We start from the raw sequence: 18,612 nt of genomic DNA, 5'->3' as shown, positions 1-18,612 counted from the left end.
GTGTGACTGCGTCAGCTGAAGCGTTGGAGATGGCCAAGGTGGCCGCTCTGGCGGCCGCGGAGAAGCTCGCCCATGAGGTGACCGTGATCGATGTGTCGGAGCAGCTGGTGATCACCGATCTGTTCGTGATCGCCTCGGCGGACAATGAACGACAGGTGAACTCGATCGTCGACGAGGTCGAGGAGAAGCTGCGGGAGGCCGGTCACAAGCCGCTGCGGCGTGAGGGAACTCGTGAGGGGCGTTGGGCGCTGCTGGATTACGCCGACATCGTGGTGCACATTCAGCACACCGATGAGCGACGTTTCTACGCGCTGGAGAGCTTGTGGAAGGACTGCCCGGTGGTCGAGGTGGAAGGGCTGTCGTGAGTGGTGGTCCCGACTCACACGACACCGCTGTCGAGCGGCTGACCCCGGTTGTGCGTCGTCTGATCCTGTTGCGGCACGGTCAGACCGAGTACAACGCGGGCAGTCGCATGCAGGGCCAACTCGACACTGATCTCTCCGAACTCGGTGTGCGCCAAGCCGCTTCGGCGGCGGTGGAACTGGCCAAGCGGCAACCGCTGGCGATCTGGTCGTCGGATCTGAGGCGCGCCCGCGACACCGCGGAGGCCTTGGCGCAGCGGACCGGTCTGCCGGTGACAACCGATGTGCGGCTCCGCGAGACGCATCTGGGTGAATGGCAGGGTCTGACCCATCTCGATGTCGACAAGGTCGCGCCGGGTGCGCGTGCGGTGTGGCGTGACGACGCGACCTGGACGCCGCCCGGCGGGGAGAGTCGTGTCGACGTCGCCGGGCGTGCGACGCCTCTCGTCGACGAGCTCATCGAGCAGTTGCCGGAGTGGGGCACCGGGGACAGTGCGGAGTCGCCGGTCGTGCTGGTGGCCCATGGTGGGGTCATTGCGGCGATGACGGCGGCGTTGCTCGGCCTGCCGGTGGAGAACTGGCCTTCCTTCGGGGGTCTCGCGAACACCAGCTGGGTGCAGCTGTCGGGTCACGGCAAGCCGGGTGTGCTCCCGCGGTGGCGCCTCGACGTGTGGAATGCCTCCGCGGAGGACTCCGACCCCGCGATTCAGTGACGGAACGGGCTCCGGCGGACGGTCGGACGTCGGATCGGTGTGTGCTGGTCCTGTCGGATTCGCTGGCGTATTACGGGCCGAAAGGCGGTCTGCCGGCGGACCACCCGGAGATCTGGCCGTCGATGGTCGGGGCCGATGTGGGCCTTGGAGTGCGCCTGTTCGGGCGGATCGGCTGGACGAGCCGCGATGTGTGGTGGGCGCTGACCCAGGATCCGAACATCTGGGCCACGGTGCCGCACGCCGATGTCGTCGTGCTCGCCTTCGGCGGGATGGACACGTTGCCGTCGCCGTTGCCGACCGCATTCCGTGAGCAGATCCGCTATGTGCGGCCGAATAGGTTGCGGCAGTGGGTTCGTGAGATCTATTCGTGGGTGCAGCCTCGCGGCTCTCGCCTCGGGTGGCCGCTGGCGCTGCCGCCTCGTGTGACGATCGAGTATCTCGAGAAGGTGCGTGAGGCACTCACCCAGCTCCGTCCGGACCTGCCCATCGTCGTCTGTCTGCCGCCGACGCATCGCAGTCCTTACTACGGCTACGTGCATGCGGGACGGATCCCGACGACGGCGGCGATGTCGAGGTGGGCGGCCCGTCACGGATTGCGTTGTGTCGACTTCTATCCCGTGACCCGCGACGCGTTCGACGACCCGGCCGCGGAGATGAACCCCGACGGCATCCACTGGGGTTTCTCGTGCCACCGGCAGATCGCCGATCTGGTGGCGCCGGCCGTCGAGGAGAGCCGGCGTGCGTGACGCCGGCGTGAACGGGTTAACGTAGACGCGTGCCTGTCGTCGTCGTCACAGACTCCTCCTCTCGGTTGCCTCGCTCGGTGACCGAGCATTACCGGATCCGGCAGGTTCCGTTGCATGTCAATGTCGAGGGCTCTGATTACCGCGAGGGTGTCGACGACATCCCCGACGACGTCGTGTCGACGCCCGGGGTGACCACGTCCGGCGCCAATCCGAACGAACTGTCCGAGGTCTTCTCAGCTGCCCTCGACGACAGTGAGGGCCACGGAGTCGTTGCCGTGCACATGTCGCGCCGCCTGTCGGGGACGTGGAGTTCGGCGCGGATGGCGGCCGAGAAGTTCTCCGGTCAGGTCCGCGTCGTCGACTCCCGGTCTGTCGGTCTCGCAGTCGGTTTCACCGCCATCGCGGCGGCTCAGGCCGCTGCCGGCGGTGCCGATCGTGATCGTGTGTACGAGTCCGCGATCCGTCAGGCCGCGACGGTCGATTCGCTGCTGTGTGTGCAGCAACTCGACAACCTGCGTCACAGTGGGCGGATCAGCGCGGCAGGCAAACTCTTCGGTTCGGCGTTGTCGATCAAGCCGATCCTGCACATGGTCGACGGCACGCTCCAGCTCAAGGAACGCCACCGCACCTTCTCCAAGGCGCTCGACAAGATGGTCGACGCCGCGGTCGAGTCGGCGGGCGGCCGTGCGGTCACGGTCGGCATCCAGCACTGCCAGAGCCCCGACGTCGCCGAGGAGCTGCGGGCGACCGTCAACGGTCGGCTGCGCGTGGTGACCTCCGAACTGACCGTCGACCTCGGCCCGATCCTCGGCAGCCACGTCGGCCCGGGCGCCGTCGGCGTCGTGATCGCCGCTCACCTGGACCCGATCGAGGGGATCGAGCCGGCCGAAGGCTTCTGACCGGTCGGGACGAGATCCCCTGGGCTCGCTGTTCATCCACAGGCCCGGTCGCGCTCCACAGATTCCGCGATTCGACGCCGCGACCGCGCAGCAGTGGTGGTGAACGGGCCTAGCGTGTTGTCCCATGAGCGCATCAGGACGGCGGAATCCGCTGGACCGTCTGGGGCCGGTCGTCGAGATGCCGGCGCGCCGCGGGGAGATGTCTCCGGCGTCCGCCCAACCCGATCCGCCTCCGGAAGCGGCCGACCCCGACGACTTCGTCGGACCGGTCGAAGAACCCGAACACCCGGGATGGGGGATCGCCGGGATGCCGACGTGGCTCGACTCGCCACCCCCCACGCGCACGCCCGACCCTCGGGAACGGGCCGGATTCCTCGACGATCACCCGCACGACGACGACCCCCTGTACGACGACGACCCCATCCCGCGACGCCGCTTCGCGGTCGCCCCGCCGGCGGCGATTGCCTTGATCGCCGTAGGCGTGATCGCCTGTGTGATAGCCGGATTCGGCCTGTTCGGTGATTCCGGTTCCGCGCCTGTGGTCGATTTCGGGTCCGTTGCGGGATCGTCGGCGGCGCCCGGCATGTCGGTACCCCCGTCGACACCTCCTTCGGCTCCCGGTCCGACGCCGACGCCGACGCACATGGTGGTCAGCGTGGTCGGACTCGTGCACAAACCGGGTCTGGTGCGGTTGACGCCCGGTGCTCGCGTGGCCGAGGCGATCGATCATGCCGGCGGTGCACGCAAAGGGGCCGATCTGCTCACACTGAATCTCGCGCAGGTATTGCGCGACGGCGATCAGATTCTCGTCGGCTATGCCGGCGGCGGCCAGATGTCGTTGCGCAGTGCGGTGGTGTCGGCCGGCGGGCCCGGCGTGTCGGGGGCCCCGCCGGCCTCCGGTTCCTCCGGTGCCTCCGGGGGCGAGCCGGGGAGCCCGGCGCCCGCCGGGGGTTCGGATGGGCTCGTGAATCTGAACACTGCGACCGAGGCGGATCTCGACGAGCTGCCGGGTGTCGGGCCGGTGACGGCGAAGGCGATCCTGGCCTGGCGAGAACGCAACGGCCGCTTCACTTCCGTGGATCAGCTGGCCGAGGTCGACGGGATCGGGCCGGCCCGGCTTGCGCGGTTACGCGACCTGGTGACGGTCTGACCGCGCGTGGACTTCCGGCTTCTGCTGCCGGCTGCGGTGGTGTGGTCGACCACCGCAACGGGGCTTGCGGCCCCGGTCGGTGTCACCATCGGGCTCGCGATCATGTCGGCTCTGATCGCACTGTCCGGGGCCGCACTGTCCGGGGCCGCACTGTGCGGGGTCGCGGCGTGCGGCACACGTCGACTCGGATGGGATGCAGTCGGTCTCGTCGTCGTCGCTGCCGGACTTGCCGCGGTCTGTGCGACGTCCCTCGCGGTGCGGCAGGAGATACGCGCTGACCATCCGTTGACCGACGGGACGTCCAAGGCGACCGTCGTGATGACCTTGCGCAGCGATCCGACGGTCATCGGGAGGCCCGGCCAGGGCCGGGTCCGCGTGCAGGCGGACACCGAACAGGTTGGGGATCGGGGGGTTTCACCCGCTCGGGTCGAGGTCATGGGTGATGCGCAGGCGTGGGCGGGGTTGCTGCCGGGACAGCGGGTGATCGCGGTGGTGCGGGTGCGGCCCCCGCCGCCGCGGTCACTTCTGGTAGCGACCCTGACGGCCCAGACGCCGAAGCTCGTCGGCGGTCCGCCGGCGTATCAGCGTGGTGCGGGGGCGGTCCGGGAACGGTTGCGGTTGCTGGCGGCGCGCGGTCTGAATCCGGAGTCGGCCGGTCTGCTGCCGGGTCTCGTACTCGGCGACGAGAGCATGTTCGACGAGGACCTGCGCGAAGACTTCCGCGATGCGGGTCTCTCTCACCTGACGGCTGTCAGCGGCGCCAACTTCGCGATCGTGTGCGGGGCAGCACTTCTGATCGTCCGCAGCGTGGGTGTGCCGCCCCGCGCAGCGGCAGTGGTCGGGCTGGTGGTGATCGTCGGGTTCGTGGCTTTGGTGCGTCCGTCGCCGAGTGTGCTGCGAGCCGCGCTGATGGGTGCTGTCGGAGTGTTCGCGTTGTTCGCTTCGCGGCGATCCCAGGCGTTCCCGGCGCTGGGTGCGGCGGTGATCGGTGGCCTGCTGTGGTGGCCCGAGCTCGCACTGGAACCAGGCTTCGCGCTGTCGGTGGCGGCGACGTGGGCCATCGTGCTGTGGGCGCCCCGGCTCCGGGACCGGCTGCGGCAGTGGCATTTTCCGTCAGGGGTCGCCGAGGTCGTGGCGATGGCCGTCACCGCGCAGCTGGTGACCGCGCCGATCGTGGTGCTGGTGACCGGGCAGTTCTCGGTCGTCGGGGTCGTGGCGAATCTGCTCGTCGCGCCCGTGGTCGCGATCATCAGCGTCGTCGGAACATCGGCCGCGCTGATCGGTGCACTCGGACCGCCCGACGGTGTCGGGGCATTGGTGGCGGAATTGTTGATACGTGCGCTCGCGCCCGAGTTGTGGTGGATGGTCGCCTGTGCGCAGACACTCGGAGGAGTGGACTGGGCGAGTGTCGACGTGCCGTCCCCGTTCGGGTGATCCTCGAGGTGTGGGTGCCGTGGCCGTCGAGCGACGAGGCGACGCACCCACCACGAGCACCTCGACGGCACCGGCTATCCGCTGGGCTGACCGGCCCGGCGCTCGGGCCCGGAACGACTTCTCGCCGCAGCGGTGGCCTATCGGTCCGCGGTCGAGCCCCGTCCGTACCGGGAGGCGATGTCGACGTCGGATGCGGTTGCCCGGCTCAAACGCCGGGCCGGGCGCGGGGAGCTCGACGGCGACTGCGTCGAGGCGGTCCTCAGTGCGTCCGGGCACGCGCGGACGCGGGCTCGCCGGACCGACGGCGCTCACGCCCCGGGAGACCGAGATCCTGGGGCTCGTCGCCCGGGGTCTGTCCAACCGGGAGATCGCCGCACGACTGGTGGTGAGCGAGAAGACGGTGCGCAATCACGTCGAGCGGACCTACACCAAGATCGGTGCGTCCAACCACGTCGGCGCGAGCCTGTACGCCCTGGAGAACGGGCTGGCAGACCAGTCGTGAAGTCGACAACCCAAAACCGCCCCGAAAATCCACCCTCGAGGACCCCACCAGCGCCGATATGTCTTCGATGGCCTTCCTGAGGGCGGTTTGTGGTGGAGGTCGGCGGGGTCGCCTGGCGCCGACACCGCAGGCGTAGCCGTCGCGTCGCTGTCGGCCTCATCTGGCACGATGAGCACGTGACCGATCGCCTGCACCTGCTCCTCGGAGATGACGACTTCCTCACCGGCCGGGTGATCTCGGCGGTGGTCGACGCCACGACCAAGGAGGCCGGCACCACGGTTCCGGTGACCCGGGTGCGCGCCGGCGATGTCAGCGAACACGAGCTCGCCGAGTTGCTGAGTCCGTCGCTGTTCGCCGAGGAGCGCGTCCTGGTCCTCGAAGCCGCGGCCGAGGCGGGCAAGGAGCCTGCCGCGCTGATCACCGCGACAGCGTCGTCGTTGCCGGAAGGCATCACACTGATGGTCATCCACCACGGGGGAGGCCGGGCCAAGTCGATGGTGCCCGCGCTGAAGAAGGCGGGTGCGGTCGAGCACGCCACCGCCGCGCCGAAATGGCCATCGGATCGGATCACGTTCGTCCGCAACGAGTTTCGCTCACTGGGTGTCAAGGTCAGCGCGGATGTCGTCGAGCAGGTGGTCGAGAGTGTGGGTTCGGAACTGCGTGAGCTCGCCGCAGCGTGCGCCCAGCTCGTCGCCGACACCGGGGGCAAGGTCGACCGCGACAGCGTGCGCCTGTACTACCAGGGACGCCCCGAGGTGACCGGTTTCGAGGTCGCCGACCGCGCGGTCACCGGCGACCGCGCTGGAGCGCTGGAGTCGCTGGCCTGGGCATTGCATCACGGCGTCCCGCGTGTGCTGCTCGCCGACGCTCTCGCCGAGGCGGTCCATGCGATCGCGCGGGTGCGTCCGATGGGCTCGATCGATCACTTCGCCGCGGCCAGCGAACTCGGCATGCCGCCCAACCGCGTCAAGAACGTACAGGCGAAGGCCAAGGCGTGGGACTCGGAGTCGATCGCACGGGCGATCGGGGTCGTCGCCGCACTGAACGCCGACGTCAAGGGGCAGGCCGCCGACCCCGACTACAGCCTCACCTACGCGGTGGCGGCGGTGGCGGACCTGCGTCCCGACGGGCGTCGGCGGAACTGAGACGACAAACACCCCGGCAACCGCGCGTGGACGCTGCCGGGGTGAACGACGTATGAAGATGTGGCGGCACACCCACAGACGAGACGTGGGGCCGAAACCGACCTGGGGTCGGGCAGTGTCAGATCAGAGCTTGTTGACCGCGAGAGCGATCGCCGACTTCTTGTTGGCGGCCTGGTTGGCGTGGATGACGCCCTTGCTGGCGGCCTTGTCCAGCTTGCGGCTGGCGACGTTACCGAGCTCGGCGGCCTTGTCCTTGTCGCCGGAGTCGACAGCCTCGCGGAAGCTACGAACAGCGGTGCGCAGTGCCGACTTGACCGACTGGTTGCGCTGACGGTTCGCTTCGTTGGTGCGGTTGCGCTTGATCTGAGACTTGATGTTTGCCACGCGTGATTACCTCTGTCGTTGCTGGTGGATATGTGTGTCGGGTCGGGTCGGGGCGGCAGGCCGGGTGGCCTGGACTCGCACCGGGCGGTGTCTGCGCGTGAAGGGTCTCCACTGCGTCACCGCAACAGCGCACAACATTACCAGTCGGGTTCATCCAGCCCAAAATCCGCTGCGCGCCGGCTCCCGCGTCGAAAAGAATCATCGTGATCCGATGCCCTAGGCTCGGAGGATCATGTCTGTCGTCTACGTACACATCGGCCTGCCCAAAACCGGCACGACGCACCTGCAGGATCGACTCTGGCGCAATCGTGATCTGGCGTTGCAGACCTCGGGCCTGTTGTATCCGGGCAACGTGATCTCCGATCACTTCCACGCCGCGGTGCACCTGCAACCCGAGCGCTACCTCGATTGGGCCGATCCCGCGTTCGCCGGCACCTGGCCGAAGCTCCTGGGACAGATCCGGGCCTGGCCGCAGACCTCGCTGCTGTCGCACGAGCTCTACAGCACCGCCACGAGCGAACAGATCGAGCGGTTGCTGGCCGACCTGTCTTTCGCCGACGAGGTCCACGTGATCGCCACTGTTCGTGACCTGGCGCGGCAGCTCCCCTCGGTGTGGCAGGAGAACGTCAAGAACCAGCGACGCGCCTCGTTCGACGAGTTCGTCGACTCGGTGGCGTCAACGGCACGGGGCGACGCGGTCGCCGGCGTCGAGGAGGAACCCTTCTGGGAGTTCCAGGATCATGTCGGCATCCTCGGGCGCTGGGCACGGTTCGTCGGGCCCGAGCGAGTCCACATCGTCACCGTGCCGGCGAGGGGCTCCACGGGCGACACCCTGTGGGATCGGTTCCTGCGAGTCATGGACGTCGACGCCGCGCCGCTGAACATCCCCGTGCCGAGCCTCAACAGCTCGCTGTCGGCCTCCCAGGCCGAGTTCCTCCGCGGCCTCAATCAGCGGCTCCAACCCGAGACCATCGAGTGGCGCCGTTACGAACGCATCATCAAGGGGCAGCTGATCGGGGAGATCCTGTTCGAGGCCCCGTCGGGTCCACCCCAGGGGCTGTCGGGCGCACATCGGGAGTGGGCGGCCGGACAGGCGGCATCGATGGTCGCCGCGGTCCGGGAAGCGGGTTACGACGTCGTCGGCGACCTGACCGATCTCCAGGTCCTCGCCGAGAGCGTCGCCGGCGACGTGCCGGCCCCCTCGGACCGGGAGGTGCTCGACGTCGCTCTCGACACGATCGCGGCCATGGTGCTCGCTGCACCGCTACCGAAGGTGGGGCCGCGGGCACGGACACGGGCGGCCAATGTGCTCAGGCGGGTGAAGCGACGCGCGATCGCGGTCCGGCGGTCATTGTGAACGTCGGCGCACCGGGCGCGGCGAGTGGTGTGGGAGACACGGCGGGTCGACGTCGTGCCGATTGCGCCGTTATCGTGCACCATGGCAGGTTATGACCTCCGCATCGACAAGCGCGCCGGCCAAGAAGGCGGCGCGTAAATCCTCCGCCGCCAAGGCGGCGTCACCGAACTCATCCGCCAAGTCAACGTCAGGCCGCTCGAGCACGGCGAGAGGGTCGGGGTCGTCGAGCAAGTCCGCGAAATCGACGTCTGCGGACAACTTCACCGGAAACTTCGCCGGGTACTCAAAAGGCGCGTACGGCAAGGCATATGACGAGATGTTCGACGCGGCGGGTGAGGTGCGCACCCCATACCGCGGCATCTACAAGGCCATGGCCGACGAGGGCCAGTCCGACCTCCTCGAGGCCCGGGTGGAAGCGCTCGGCCGGGCCTACCTCGACCAGGGTGTGACCTTCTCGCTGTCCGGCCAGGAGCGTCCCTTCCCGTTGGACGTTGTGCCACGGGTTATTTCGGCCTCCGAATGGAGCAAACTCGAGGCCGGGATCACCCAGCGCGTCCAAGCCCTCGAACTCTTCCTCGACGACATCTACGGCGAGCAGGAGATCCTGCGCGACGGCGTTCTGCCCAAACGACTCGTCCACTCCTGCGAGCATTTCCATCGGCAGGCCGCAAACATCCGCCCGCCCAACGGTGTTCGCATTCACGTCGCCGGTATCGACCTCATCCGCGACGAGACCGGCGACTTCCGGGTCCTCGAGGACAACCTGCGTTCGCCGTCGGGCGTCTCCTACGTGCTGGAGAACCGTCGTGCGATGGCGCGGGTGTTCCCGGACCTGTTCTCCAAGCACAAGGTGCGTGCGGTGGCGGACTACCCGAGCCATCTGCTGCGTGCGCTGCGTGCCTCGGCGGCATTCAACGAGGCCGATCCGAACATCGTCGTGCTGACTCCCGGTGTGGCCAACTCCGCGTACTTCGAACACTCACTGCTCGCCCGCCTCATGGGCGTCGAACTCGTCGAGGGCCGCGACCTGTTCTGCCGCGACAACATCGTGTACATGCGGACCACCGAGGGCGAGCAGCGGGTCGACGTCATCTACCGCCGCATCGACGACGAGTATCTCGACCCGATGCAGTTCCGGCCGGATTCGATGCTCGGAGTCGCCGGCCTGCTCAACGCCGCCCGGGCGGGCAACGTGGTGATCTCGAGTGCCGTCGGCAACGGCGTCGGCGACGACAAGCTCATCTACACCTATGTGCCGGAGATCATCCAGTACTACCTCGGTGAGAAACCGAGCCTGCAGAACGTCGACACGCTGCGTTGCTGGTTGCCCGAGGAGTGCGAGGAGGTACTCGACCGAATCGACGAGCTGGTCGTGAAACCCGTTGAGGGGTCCGGTGGTTACGGCATCGTCTTCGGACCTGACGCCACCAAGGCCGACCTGGACACGCTGGCGCGCAAGGTCCGCAACGATCCGCGTGGATGGATCGCGCAGCCGGTCGTGCAGCTGTCGACGGTGCCCACCAAGATCGGCGACGACATCCGCCCCCGCCACGTCGACCTGCGTCCGTTCGCGGTCAACGACGGCGAATCGGTGTGGGTCCTGCCCGGTGGCCTGACCCGCGTCGCCCTGCCGGAGGGATCACTCGTGGTGAACTCCAGTCAGGGTGGTGGTTCCAAGGACACCTGGGTGCTGGCCTCCCGCACCTCGGAGGGCGACCGCGAGTTCTCCGGCGCCAAGGTCGTCACCACGAGCGGTGTGGCCGCGGCGCGTCCCGCCGAGAGCGCACCCGATCCGCTGCACACCCAGACCCAGCAGCAGCAGCAGGGTTCGATGTCGCAACAGCTGGGCACCATGTCGCAGACGCAGACGCAGACGCAGACGGCGACACAGACACAGACGCAGGGCGGTGATGTCCGATGATGTTGGCGCGTAACGCCGAATCGCTCTACTGGATCGGCCGGTACGTGGAGCGCGCCGACGACATGGCGCGCATTCTCGACGTCGCGATCCATCAACTGCTCGAGGACACCACGGTCGACGTGGACCGACAGGCTCGCCTGATCATCCAGGTGCTGGGTCTGGCGGCGCCCGAGACCGACGACGAACTCGACGTGTGGTCGTTGACCGAACGCGTCGCCTACGACGCCGATGCCGTCGGATCGATCGTCGACCTCATCCGGGCGGCGCGCGAGAACGCGCGTGGTGCACGAGAAGTCACCTCCAGCGAGCTGTGGGAGTGTCTGAACACCACCTACAACGGCCTCGACGCCGCCGAGCGGCGTTCGCGTCGCCTCGGTCCGCACGAGTTCCTGTCGTACGTGAAGAACCGGGCCGCGATGTTCGCCGGGCTCGCCGACGCCACCCTGAGCCACGACGACGGATACCGCTACCTGTTGCTCGGCCGGTCGGTGGAGCGGGTCGACATGACGATCCGAATGTTGTTGTCGCGGGCAGGGGATCGCACCAACTCGCCGGCCTGGGTCAACGTGCTGGTCTCCGCCGGAGGGCACGACACGTTCCTGCGCACCTACCGCGGCTCGCTCGACGCGGAGAACATCGTCGAGTTCATGTTGTTGGACCGGCTCTTCCCGCGGTCGATCTTCCACGCGCTCAGCGTTGCCGAGCGCAACCTCGGGCAACTCGAGAAGGGACCGAGCCGCGTCGGTGCGCAAGCAGAGGCGCAGTTGCTCCTGGGTCGCGCCCGCAGTTCGCTGGAGTTCCTCGAAGCCGGAAAGTTGCTCGACGGCCTGCAAGACCGCCTCGTCGACCTGCAGGACACCTGCCAAGAGGTCAACGAGGCCGTCACCAGGCAGTATTTCCATGTGTCGCCGTATGTCTCGTGGGCTGACGCCCGAGTCAGCGACGGTCAAGTCATCGAGGAGAGTGAACTGTGAGCTGGCGTCTGCGCGTCGTCCATTCCACCGGTTTCGCCTACCACAGTCCCGTCACGTCGTCGTACAACGAGGCACGCCTGACCCCGCGCAGTGATGCTCGGCAGAACGTGATCGTCAACCGCGTCGAAACGGTCCCGGCGACAAGGTCATACCGCTACACCGACTACTGGGGTACCGCGGTCACCGCATTCGATCTGCACGCGCCGCACGAAGAGCTCGAGGTGTCGGGGCTGTCGGTGGTCGAGACCGAGGCGGGACAACGTCCCGCGGAGGAAGACCAGGTGTCGTGGGACGAGATCGTCGGCGAACCAGTCATGGACCGCTACGACGAGATGCTCTCGTACACCGGGTATGTGGCCAGGAACCGCCAGCTCCTCGCCACCGCCAAGAAGTTGACGAAGGGGCTCACGCCGGGCGAGTCGGTGGAAGCCGTCGCACAGTTCATCCACGCCGAGATGGAGTACGTACCCGGTACCACCGGTGTGCACACCACCGCGGTCGACGCCTGGAGTGACCGCAAGGGCGTCTGCCAGGACTACGCACACCTCACCCTCGTGATGCTGCGTGGCCTCGGTATCCCCGCCCGCTACGTCTCCGGCTACCTGCATCCCGAACCCGACGCGGCCATCGACAAGGTGGTTCAGGGACAGAGCCATGCCTGGATCGAGGCGTGGACCGGCGGTTGGTGGGGCTATGACCCCACCAACGACACCCCGATCACCGAGCAACACGTGTCGGTGGGTGTGGGGCGCGACTACGCCGACGTGTCACCGCTCAAGGGCATCTACACCGGGGGCGGCGCAACGGATCTCGACGTGATCGTCGAGGTCACGCGGCTCGCGTAGAGGGGTCTCGAACGCGGACCCCGGCCGGCGGTGAAACCGCCGGCGGAGGCTATCGCCAGCCGTAGCGCTCCCTGAGTTCGTCTGCGACGGTGTCGAATCGGCGAGGGTCGAGAATGGCACCTTCGCGACGGATTCCGTCGGCGTCGACGACGAGGACGCGATCGAGCCTCACGAAGCTCGGCCGGTTCTGGGAGTCCCAGGTGCCGGTCCCGACGGCCAGCCAGTTCTCGTCGGTCCCGTGATGGTCCTTGCTCGACAGCATCAGGCCCAGCACGTGGTCGGCCGCCTCGGTGCGTGCATCCCGTCCGACAACCAGCACCGGGCGGTCCTTGCCCTGGTTCGGATCGTCCTCGTAGGCCACCCACGTCCAGACGATCTCGCCGGGGTCGGCGTCGCCGTCGAGATCAGGGGAGTAGCTGATCGAGCGGGCCACCTCCGCGGTGGGGCGGGCGGAGGATCGGATGCTGCGGCTCGTCACCGGTGGGTCTCCTCCATCAGGAATTCCTCCACCGCGTCGGCGGTCAGCGACGCGGTGGGCTTCTTCTTCGGGTTCAGATCGTGGCCGACCTTGTCGAGTTCGACGATCCGCGTCGGACCCGCGACGAGATCGAACGCGTGGTTCATCTCCTCGGTGGTGCCGAACGGGTCGGAGCTGCCGTGCACCACGAGCGTCGGGACGGTGATCGCCGGCAGATGTTCGGTGCGTAACTTCTCCGGCTTGCCGGGCGGATGCAGCGGATACGAGGTGAGCAGCAGGCCGTCGGCCAGGCCGGTGCCGTCTGCTGTGTCGGAGTCCTCGGCGACCGCCATCGAGGCCTGCCGGCCGCCGTAGGAGTGCCCGCCGACGAACAGCGGGCCGTCGGACTCGCCGCGGAACATCGCGCAGGCGGCGCGGATGCCGCCGCGGTCGGCGGGCGACGTCGACGGGCTGGGCGGACCCTTGGGCCGGCGCCGACGGTAGGGCAGGTCGATCCGGGCGACCACGAACCCGCGTCCGCACAGTTCGTCGGCGAGCGCGCGCAGAATCACGGCGTGGCGATCGCCGCCGGCACCGTGCGCGAGGACGATCGTGGCCCGGGGCGTGGAGCCGGGCCGGTGCACGTCGGCGGCGACGTCGACGGTCTCGACGATGGTGACGGAGTTCGCGGACACGGCTGCCACGGTAGCGCCTCGACGGGTCCGCTCGGGGCGTCTGGGACGTGGCCGTGGGCGCGAGTCCCTGCGGTCATGAGAAACTGATGGTCAACCTGTATCGACCTGCGGCGAGCTGCTGTGAGGTCCACACACTGTTCGTATGAGGAGTAGTTCCAATTCCCACCTTCGCCGACAAGACCTTCACCGACCCGGCGCGCATCCGGAACTTCTGCATCATCGCCCACATCGACCACGGCAAGTCGACGCTGGCCGACCGGATGCTGCAGCTCACCGGCGTCGTGGAAGAACGTCAGATGCGGGCGCAGTACCTCGACCGCATGGACATCGAGCGTGAGCGCGGCATCACGATCAAGGCGCAGAACGTGCGGCTCCCGTGGACCGTCAGCACCCCTGACGGCGACGAGGAATACGTTCTGCACCTCATCGACACACCCGGCCACGTCGACTTCACCTACGAGGTGTCGCGTGCGCTCGAAGCGTGCGAGGGTGCTGTGCTCCTGGTCGACGCCGCGCAGGGGATCGAGGCGCAGACGCTGGCCAACCTGTACCTGGCCATGGAGAACGATCTCACCATCATCCCGGTGCTGAACAAGATCGACCTGCCGGCCGCCGATCCGGACCGCTACGCCGCCGAGCTGGCCCACATCGTGGGTTGTGAACCCGAGGACGTCCTGCGGGTGTCGGGCAAGACCGGCGTCGGCGTCACCGAACTGCTCGACGAGGTGATCCGGTCGGTCCCCGCCCCGGTGGGTGACTCCGACGCCCCGGCCCGCGCGATGATCTTCGACTCGGTCTATGACACCTATCGCGGCGTGGTCACCTACGTCCGCGTCGTCGACGGCCGCATCGTACCGCGCGAGAAGGTGATGATGATGTCCACCGGCTCCACCCACGAGCTGCTGGAGGTGGGCATCGTCTCGCCTGACCCCAAGCCATCGGTGGGGCTCGGCGTCGGCGAGGTGGGCTACCTCATCACCGGTGTGAAGGACGTGCGTCAGTCGAAGGTCGGTGACACCGTGACCACCGCCCGTCGCGGTGCCACCCAGGCGCTGACGGGTTACCGCGAACCGCGCCCGATGGTCTATTCGGGTCTGTACCCGCTCGACGGCTCGGACTATCCGGTGCTGCGTGAGGCGCTCGAGAAACTGCAACTCAACGACGCCGCTCTCACCTTCGAGCCGGAGACCTCGGTCGCGCTCGGTTTCGGCTTCCGCTGCGGATTCCTGGGTCTGCTGCACATGGAGATCACCCGGGAACGGCTCGAGCGCGAGTTCAACCTCAACCTCATCTCCACCGCACCGAACGTGGTGTACCGCGTGGTGATGGAGGACGGCTCGGAGCACGTCGTCACCAACCCGTCGGACTGGCCCGAGGGCAAGACCCGCCACATCTACGAGCCGATCGTCAAGACCACCGTCATCGCACCCAGCGAGTTCATCGGCGCGATCATGGAGCTCTGCCAGTCACGTCGCGGCGAGCTCGGCGGCATGGACTACCTGTCGGAGACCCGTGTCGAACTGCGGTACACGCTGCCGATGGCGGAGATCATCTTCGACTTCTTCGACGCCCTGAAGTCCCGCACCCGCGGCTACGCCAGCCTCGATTACGAGGAGGCCGGCGAGCAGGAAGCCGACCTGGTCAAGGTCGACATCCTCCTGCAGGGTGAGGCCGTCGACGCCTTCAGTGCGATCGTGCACAAGGACGCCGCCTACGCCTACGGCAACCGGATGGCCATCAAACTCAAGGAACTGATCCCGCGTCAGCAGTTCGAGGTGCCGGTGCAGGCCGCCGTGGGCTCCAAGATCATTGCCCGCGAGAACATCCGGGCGATCCGCAAGGACGTTCTCGCCAAGTGCTACGGCGGCGACATCAGCCGTAAGCGCAAGCTGCTCGAGAAGCAGAAGGAAGGCAAGAAGCGGATGAAGACGATCGGCCGCGTCGAGGTTCCGCAGGACGCGTTCGTGGCCGCGCTCTCCACCGATTCGCAGGGTGACAAGCCGAAGGGGAAATGATGACCGGGCAGAAGAACTCGAGCTCGACGAATCCGGTACTGGCTCAGAGTGATCTGCCCTACGAGCTACCTGATTTCGCCTCGATCTCCGACGACGACTTCCTCCCCGCGTTCACCGCGGCCATGGCATCCCATGTCGCCGAGGTCGAGGCGATCGCGGCCGACACCGCCCCGCCGAGTTTTGCCAACACCGTCGAGGCGCTCGAACTCTCGGGTCGTGACCTGGCCCGCGCGTCGGGGATCTTCTTCAACCTCGTCGGTCCCGACACCAATCCCCGGCGCAACGAGATCTCCCAGGAACTCTCGACGCTGCTGACCGACCACGCCAACACCATCGCGATGAACCCGGTGCTGTTCGAACGCATCTCGGATCTCCATTCGCGAGCCGACGAACTCGACCTCACCGAGCCGCAGCGCCGCCTGCTCGACAAGCGTTACCGGGAGTCGGTGCGTGCCGGTGCCGGACTCCCCGCCGACGCGCAACAGGAGATGCGCCAGATCGCCTCGCGCCTGGCCTATCTCACGACGACGTTCTCGCAGAAGGTCCTCGACGACGCGAATGACTCGGCCGTGTTCGTCGAGGACGCCGCCGATCTGTCCGGCCTCTCGGCCGGACAGATCGCCGCAGCGCGCCGCGCGGCCGCCGACGCCGGCCACGACACCGGCCACCTCCTCGCGCTCGAGCTGCCCACGAGTCAGTCGGTGCTGACCGAGCTGACCGATCCCGCTGTGCGACAGCGGGTCTTCGACGCCTCGGTGAACCGCTGCGCGCGGGGAAACGAGCACGACACCCGCGAACTCGTCCTCGAGATCGTCCGGCTGCGGGCACGACGAGCCGCGCTGCTCGGTTACCGCGACCACGCCGAGTTCGTCATCGCCGAACAGACCGCACCGGATCCGGCCTCCGTCGACGACCTGTTGCGGGAACTCAACGCGTCGGCGATGCGCGCCGGCGGACGGGAACTCACGCGTCTCACCGAGTTCGCCGGTGACGTGCGGATCGGCCCCGCCGACCTCACATACTGGCTCGAACGTGAGAAGAAGGCGCAGGCGGCGACGCCACTCGACGATTTCGCCGACTACTGCGAACTCGACACGGTCCTGACCCACGGAGTGTTCCACGCGGCGACCAAGCTCTATGGCCTGCGATTCGTCGAACTGTCCGGCCTGCCGGTGTATCACCCCGACGTGCGGGTCTGGGAGGTGCGCGACGAATCCGGCACCGGTATCGGACTGTTCCTCGGGGACTTCTTCGCACGACCGTCGAAACGCGGTGGCGCATGGATGAACAACATCGTCGACCAGTCGTCGGTACTGCAGACCCAGCCGATCATCGTCAACGTGCTGAACCTGACCAAACCCGACACGGGGGAACCGTGCCTGCTCACGATGGACCAGCTCACCACGCTGTTCCACGAGTTCGGGCATGCGCTCCACGGGCTGCTGTCCGCGGTGGACTACCCGTCGCAGTCGGGTACGTCGGTGCCGCGGGACTTCGTGGAGTTCCCCTCACAGGTCAACGAGATGTGGGCACTGCACCCGGACGTACTGGGAAACTACGCTCGTCATCACCGAACCGGCGAGGCCATCCCGGCCGAACTCGCCTCGGCGGCAAGGGAATCCGCGGGTGCCGAGACGGCACACGCGACCATCGAATACCTGGCGGCGTCGTCGTTGGACCTCGCCTGGCACCGGCTCACCGAGGACGAGGCGAAGGCGGTCACCGACGTCGAGGCCTTCGAGGCGCAGGCGCTCACCGATGCGGGGTTGCACAGCGAGCTCATCCCGCCCCGCTACCGCAGCACGTATTTCAACCACATCTTCGGCGGCGGCTACTCCGCCGGTTACTACAGCTACATCTGGTCCGAGGTCCTCGACGCCGAGACCGAGCAGTGGTTCCTCAGCGAGGGCGGGCTGCTCCGGGAGAACGGTCGACGCTTCGCCGCTGCGACCCTCTCGCGCGGGGACAGCGTCGATCCGCTTCTCGCGCACGAGGAGCTGATCGGCCGTAAGCCGCAGGTCGATCCGCTGTTACGCCGCCGGGGCCTCGCGGCCTGATCGGGGGACCCGCGGTGACCACGCGCAACCCACGGCACGACCTGTCGCGTTTCGCGATCCTGAGCATCGCGACGGCGATCGCGGTGATCGCGCTCAAGCTCATCGCCTGGCGGATCACCGGGTCGGTCGGCCTGCTGTCCGACGCACTGGAATCGGTGGTCAATCTCGTTGCCGCGGTCGGGGCATTCGTCGCACTCCGCGTGGCGGCGAAGCCACCGGACAGCGGACACAATTTCGGGCACACGAAGGCCGAGTACTTCTCGGCGGTGTTCGAGGGCGTGCTGATCGTGGTTGCGGCGGTCACCATCATCGTGACGGCCGTGGACCGATTCATCCATCCCCGTGAGCTCGAGGAAGTCGGCGTGGGCCTGGGGATCTCGCTGGTCGCGACCGCGATCAACGCGGGTGTCGGATGCATACTCATCCGCGCCGGTCGCCGGCACCGGTCGCTCACGCTCGAGGCCGACGGAAAGCACCTGATGACCGACGTGTTGACGACCGTCGGCGTGGTCGTCGGCGTCTTCCTCGTCGCGGTGACCGGCTGGTTGCCGCTGGACCCCCTGATCGCCGTCGCCGTCGCCGTCAACATCATCGTCGTCGGCGTACAACTGGTGCGGCGATCAGGTGCGGGTCTGATGGATTCCGCGTTACCCGACGAGCTGCGTGCCGCCATCGACGAGGTACTCGACCGGCACCGCGGCGACGGTATCGACTTCCATGACATCCGCACACGGGAAGCGGGGCATGAACGGTTCGTGCAGCTGCACATGCTCGTTCCCGGGAACTGGTCGGTGCAGCGCGCCCACGATCTGACCGAGACGGTCGAAGGAGAGCTGCGCGCCGCGGTCGCCGACCTCAACGTGACGATGCACGTCGAACCGGTCAACGACCCGCGGGCGTATGAGGACTGGCGGCTGGACTGATCGCCGGCAAGACCGAAGTCTGCCGCCAGAGTG

17 protein-coding genes and 1 pseudogene are annotated in these 18,612 nt (G+C 67.6%); 15 read left to right on the top strand and 3 right to left on the bottom strand.

The window, feature by feature from the left end; genetic code table 11:
• Window positions 1-2 precede the first annotated feature (2 nt).
• The 8 genes and pseudogenes from rsfS (at window position 3) to holA (ending at window position 6,951) form a co-directional block, all read left to right on the top strand.
• The gene (gene rsfS, locus H1R19_RS15485; RefSeq protein WP_188327678.1) at window positions 3-365 is read left to right on the top strand and encodes a ribosome silencing factor; all 363 of its coding nucleotides are present in this window, start codon (window positions 3-5) and stop codon (window positions 363-365) included.
• Complete coding sequence (locus H1R19_RS15480; protein ID WP_219849492.1) at window positions 362-1,075, top strand: histidine phosphatase family protein; 714 nt, start codon at window positions 362-364, stop codon at window positions 1,073-1,075. The genes rsfS and H1R19_RS15480 overlap by 4 nt, the downstream gene beginning before the upstream one ends.
• Complete coding sequence (gene octT, locus H1R19_RS15475; RefSeq protein WP_219849491.1) at window positions 1,072-1,821, top strand: diglucosylglycerate octanoyltransferase; 750 nt, start codon at window positions 1,072-1,074, stop codon at window positions 1,819-1,821. Before H1R19_RS15480 ends, octT begins: the two co-directional genes overlap by 4 nt.
• 29 nt (window positions 1,822-1,850) lie before the next feature.
• Window positions 1,851-2,720, top strand: coding sequence for a DegV family protein (locus H1R19_RS15470; RefSeq protein ID WP_219849490.1), 870 nt, complete (start codon window positions 1,851-1,853; stop codon window positions 2,718-2,720).
• A gap of 124 nt (window positions 2,721-2,844) precedes the next feature.
• Window positions 2,845-3,870 carry a ComEA family DNA-binding protein gene (locus H1R19_RS15465; RefSeq protein ID WP_219849489.1) on the top strand — a complete coding sequence of 342 codons (1,026 nt, stop codon included), beginning with the start codon at window positions 2,845-2,847 and terminating at the stop codon, window positions 3,868-3,870.
• A gap of 6 nt (window positions 3,871-3,876) precedes the next feature.
• The gene (locus tag H1R19_RS15460) at window positions 3,877-5,304 is read left to right on the top strand and encodes a ComEC/Rec2 family competence protein (RefSeq protein ID WP_219849488.1); all 1,428 of its coding nucleotides are present in this window, start codon (window positions 3,877-3,879) and stop codon (window positions 5,302-5,304) included.
• Window positions 5,305-5,346: 42 nt separating this feature from the next.
• Window positions 5,347-5,806, top strand: a pseudogene (locus tag H1R19_RS15455) (LuxR C-terminal-related transcriptional regulator); the annotation flags it as partial.
• Between the two features lie 176 nt (window positions 5,807-5,982).
• Window positions 5,983-6,951 carry a DNA polymerase III subunit delta gene (gene holA / locus H1R19_RS15450; RefSeq protein WP_188327683.1) on the top strand — a complete coding sequence of 323 codons (969 nt, stop codon included), beginning with the start codon at window positions 5,983-5,985 and terminating at the stop codon, window positions 6,949-6,951.
• Between the two features lie 123 nt (window positions 6,952-7,074).
• Here holA and rpsT read toward each other — a convergent pair whose 3' ends face one another.
• Window positions 7,075-7,335 carry a 30S ribosomal protein S20 gene (rpsT, locus tag H1R19_RS15445; protein WP_188327684.1) on the bottom strand — a complete coding sequence of 87 codons (261 nt, stop codon included), beginning with the start codon at window positions 7,333-7,335 and terminating at the stop codon, window positions 7,075-7,077.
• Window positions 7,336-7,567: 232 nt separating this feature from the next.
• On the opposite strand from rpsT, the gene H1R19_RS15440 reads away from it, so the two are divergent.
• The 4 genes from H1R19_RS15440 (at window position 7,568) to H1R19_RS15425 (ending at window position 12,432) form a co-directional block, all read left to right on the top strand.
• On the top strand, window positions 7,568-8,692 hold the full coding sequence (locus tag H1R19_RS15440) for a sulfotransferase family protein (protein ID WP_188327685.1): 1,125 nt from the start codon (window positions 7,568-7,570) through the stop codon (window positions 8,690-8,692).
• 91 nt (window positions 8,693-8,783) lie between these two features.
• Window positions 8,784-10,613 (top strand): circularly permuted type 2 ATP-grasp protein, encoded by a 1,830-nt coding sequence (locus tag H1R19_RS15435; RefSeq protein ID WP_219849487.1) that lies wholly within the window; start codon window positions 8,784-8,786, stop codon window positions 10,611-10,613.
• The gene (locus tag H1R19_RS15430; protein WP_188327687.1) at window positions 10,610-11,587 is read left to right on the top strand and encodes an alpha-E domain-containing protein; all 978 of its coding nucleotides are present in this window, start codon (window positions 10,610-10,612) and stop codon (window positions 11,585-11,587) included. Before H1R19_RS15435 ends, H1R19_RS15430 begins: the two co-directional genes overlap by 4 nt.
• On the top strand, window positions 11,584-12,432 hold the full coding sequence (locus H1R19_RS15425) for a transglutaminase family protein (RefSeq protein WP_219849486.1): 849 nt from the start codon (window positions 11,584-11,586) through the stop codon (window positions 12,430-12,432). Before H1R19_RS15430 ends, H1R19_RS15425 begins: the two co-directional genes overlap by 4 nt.
• 49 nt (window positions 12,433-12,481) lie before the next feature.
• Here the strand turns inward: H1R19_RS15425 and H1R19_RS15420 are convergent, their stop codons facing one another.
• Together H1R19_RS15420 and H1R19_RS15415 are read right to left on the bottom strand one after the other, a co-directional pair.
• Window positions 12,482-12,910, bottom strand: coding sequence for a type II toxin-antitoxin system PemK/MazF family toxin (locus H1R19_RS15420; protein WP_219849485.1), 429 nt, complete (start codon window positions 12,908-12,910; stop codon window positions 12,482-12,484).
• Entirely contained in the window at window positions 12,907-13,593 is a 687-nt protein-coding gene (locus tag H1R19_RS15415) for an alpha/beta hydrolase family protein (protein WP_188327690.1), read from the bottom strand. The genes H1R19_RS15420 and H1R19_RS15415 overlap by 4 nt, the downstream gene beginning before the upstream one ends.
• Window positions 13,594-13,742: 149 nt before the next feature.
• Between H1R19_RS15415 and lepA the strand changes: the two genes are divergently transcribed.
• Genes lepA through H1R19_RS15400 form a run of 3 tightly spaced genes read left to right on the top strand, consistent with a single transcriptional unit; the run spans window position 13,743 to window position 18,579 of the window.
• On the top strand, window positions 13,743-15,599 hold the full coding sequence (lepA, locus tag H1R19_RS15410) for a translation elongation factor 4 (protein WP_188328030.1): 1,857 nt from the start codon (window positions 13,743-13,745) through the stop codon (window positions 15,597-15,599).
• Window positions 15,599-17,656 (top strand): M3 family metallopeptidase, encoded by a 2,058-nt coding sequence (locus H1R19_RS15405; protein ID WP_219849484.1) that lies wholly within the window; start codon window positions 15,599-15,601, stop codon window positions 17,654-17,656. The genes lepA and H1R19_RS15405 overlap by 1 nt, the downstream gene beginning before the upstream one ends.
• 14 nt (window positions 17,657-17,670) lie before the next feature.
• On the top strand, window positions 17,671-18,579 hold the full coding sequence (locus H1R19_RS15400) for a cation diffusion facilitator family transporter (protein WP_219849483.1): 909 nt from the start codon (window positions 17,671-17,673) through the stop codon (window positions 18,577-18,579).
• Window positions 18,580-18,612: the final 33 nt, after the last annotated feature.

Source organism: Gordonia jinghuaiqii (assembly GCF_014041935.1).
Taxonomy (GTDB): Bacteria; Actinomycetota; Actinomycetes; order Mycobacteriales; family Mycobacteriaceae; genus Gordonia; species Gordonia jinghuaiqii.
Note: the sequence above shows the minus strand (reverse complement) of the source record. Positions and strands in the feature narration are given on the sequence as shown.

Bases quoted from the DNA above. Each gene is read 5' to 3' on its own strand.
- H1R19_RS15435 (WP_219849487.1), top strand. From the start codon at position 8,784: ATGACCTCCGCATCGACAAGCGCGCCGGCCAAGAAGGCGGCGCGTAAA.
- H1R19_RS15465 (WP_219849489.1), top strand. From the start codon at position 2,845: ATGAGCGCATCAGGACGGCGGAATCCGCTGGACCGTCTGGGGCCGGTC.
- H1R19_RS15430 (WP_188327687.1), top strand. From the start codon at position 10,610: ATGATGTTGGCGCGTAACGCCGAATCGCTCTACTGGATCGGCCGGTAC.
- H1R19_RS15440 (WP_188327685.1), top strand. From the start codon at position 7,568: ATGTCTGTCGTCTACGTACACATCGGCCTGCCCAAAACCGGCACGACG.
- H1R19_RS15405 (WP_219849484.1), top strand. From the start codon at position 15,599: ATGACCGGGCAGAAGAACTCGAGCTCGACGAATCCGGTACTGGCTCAG.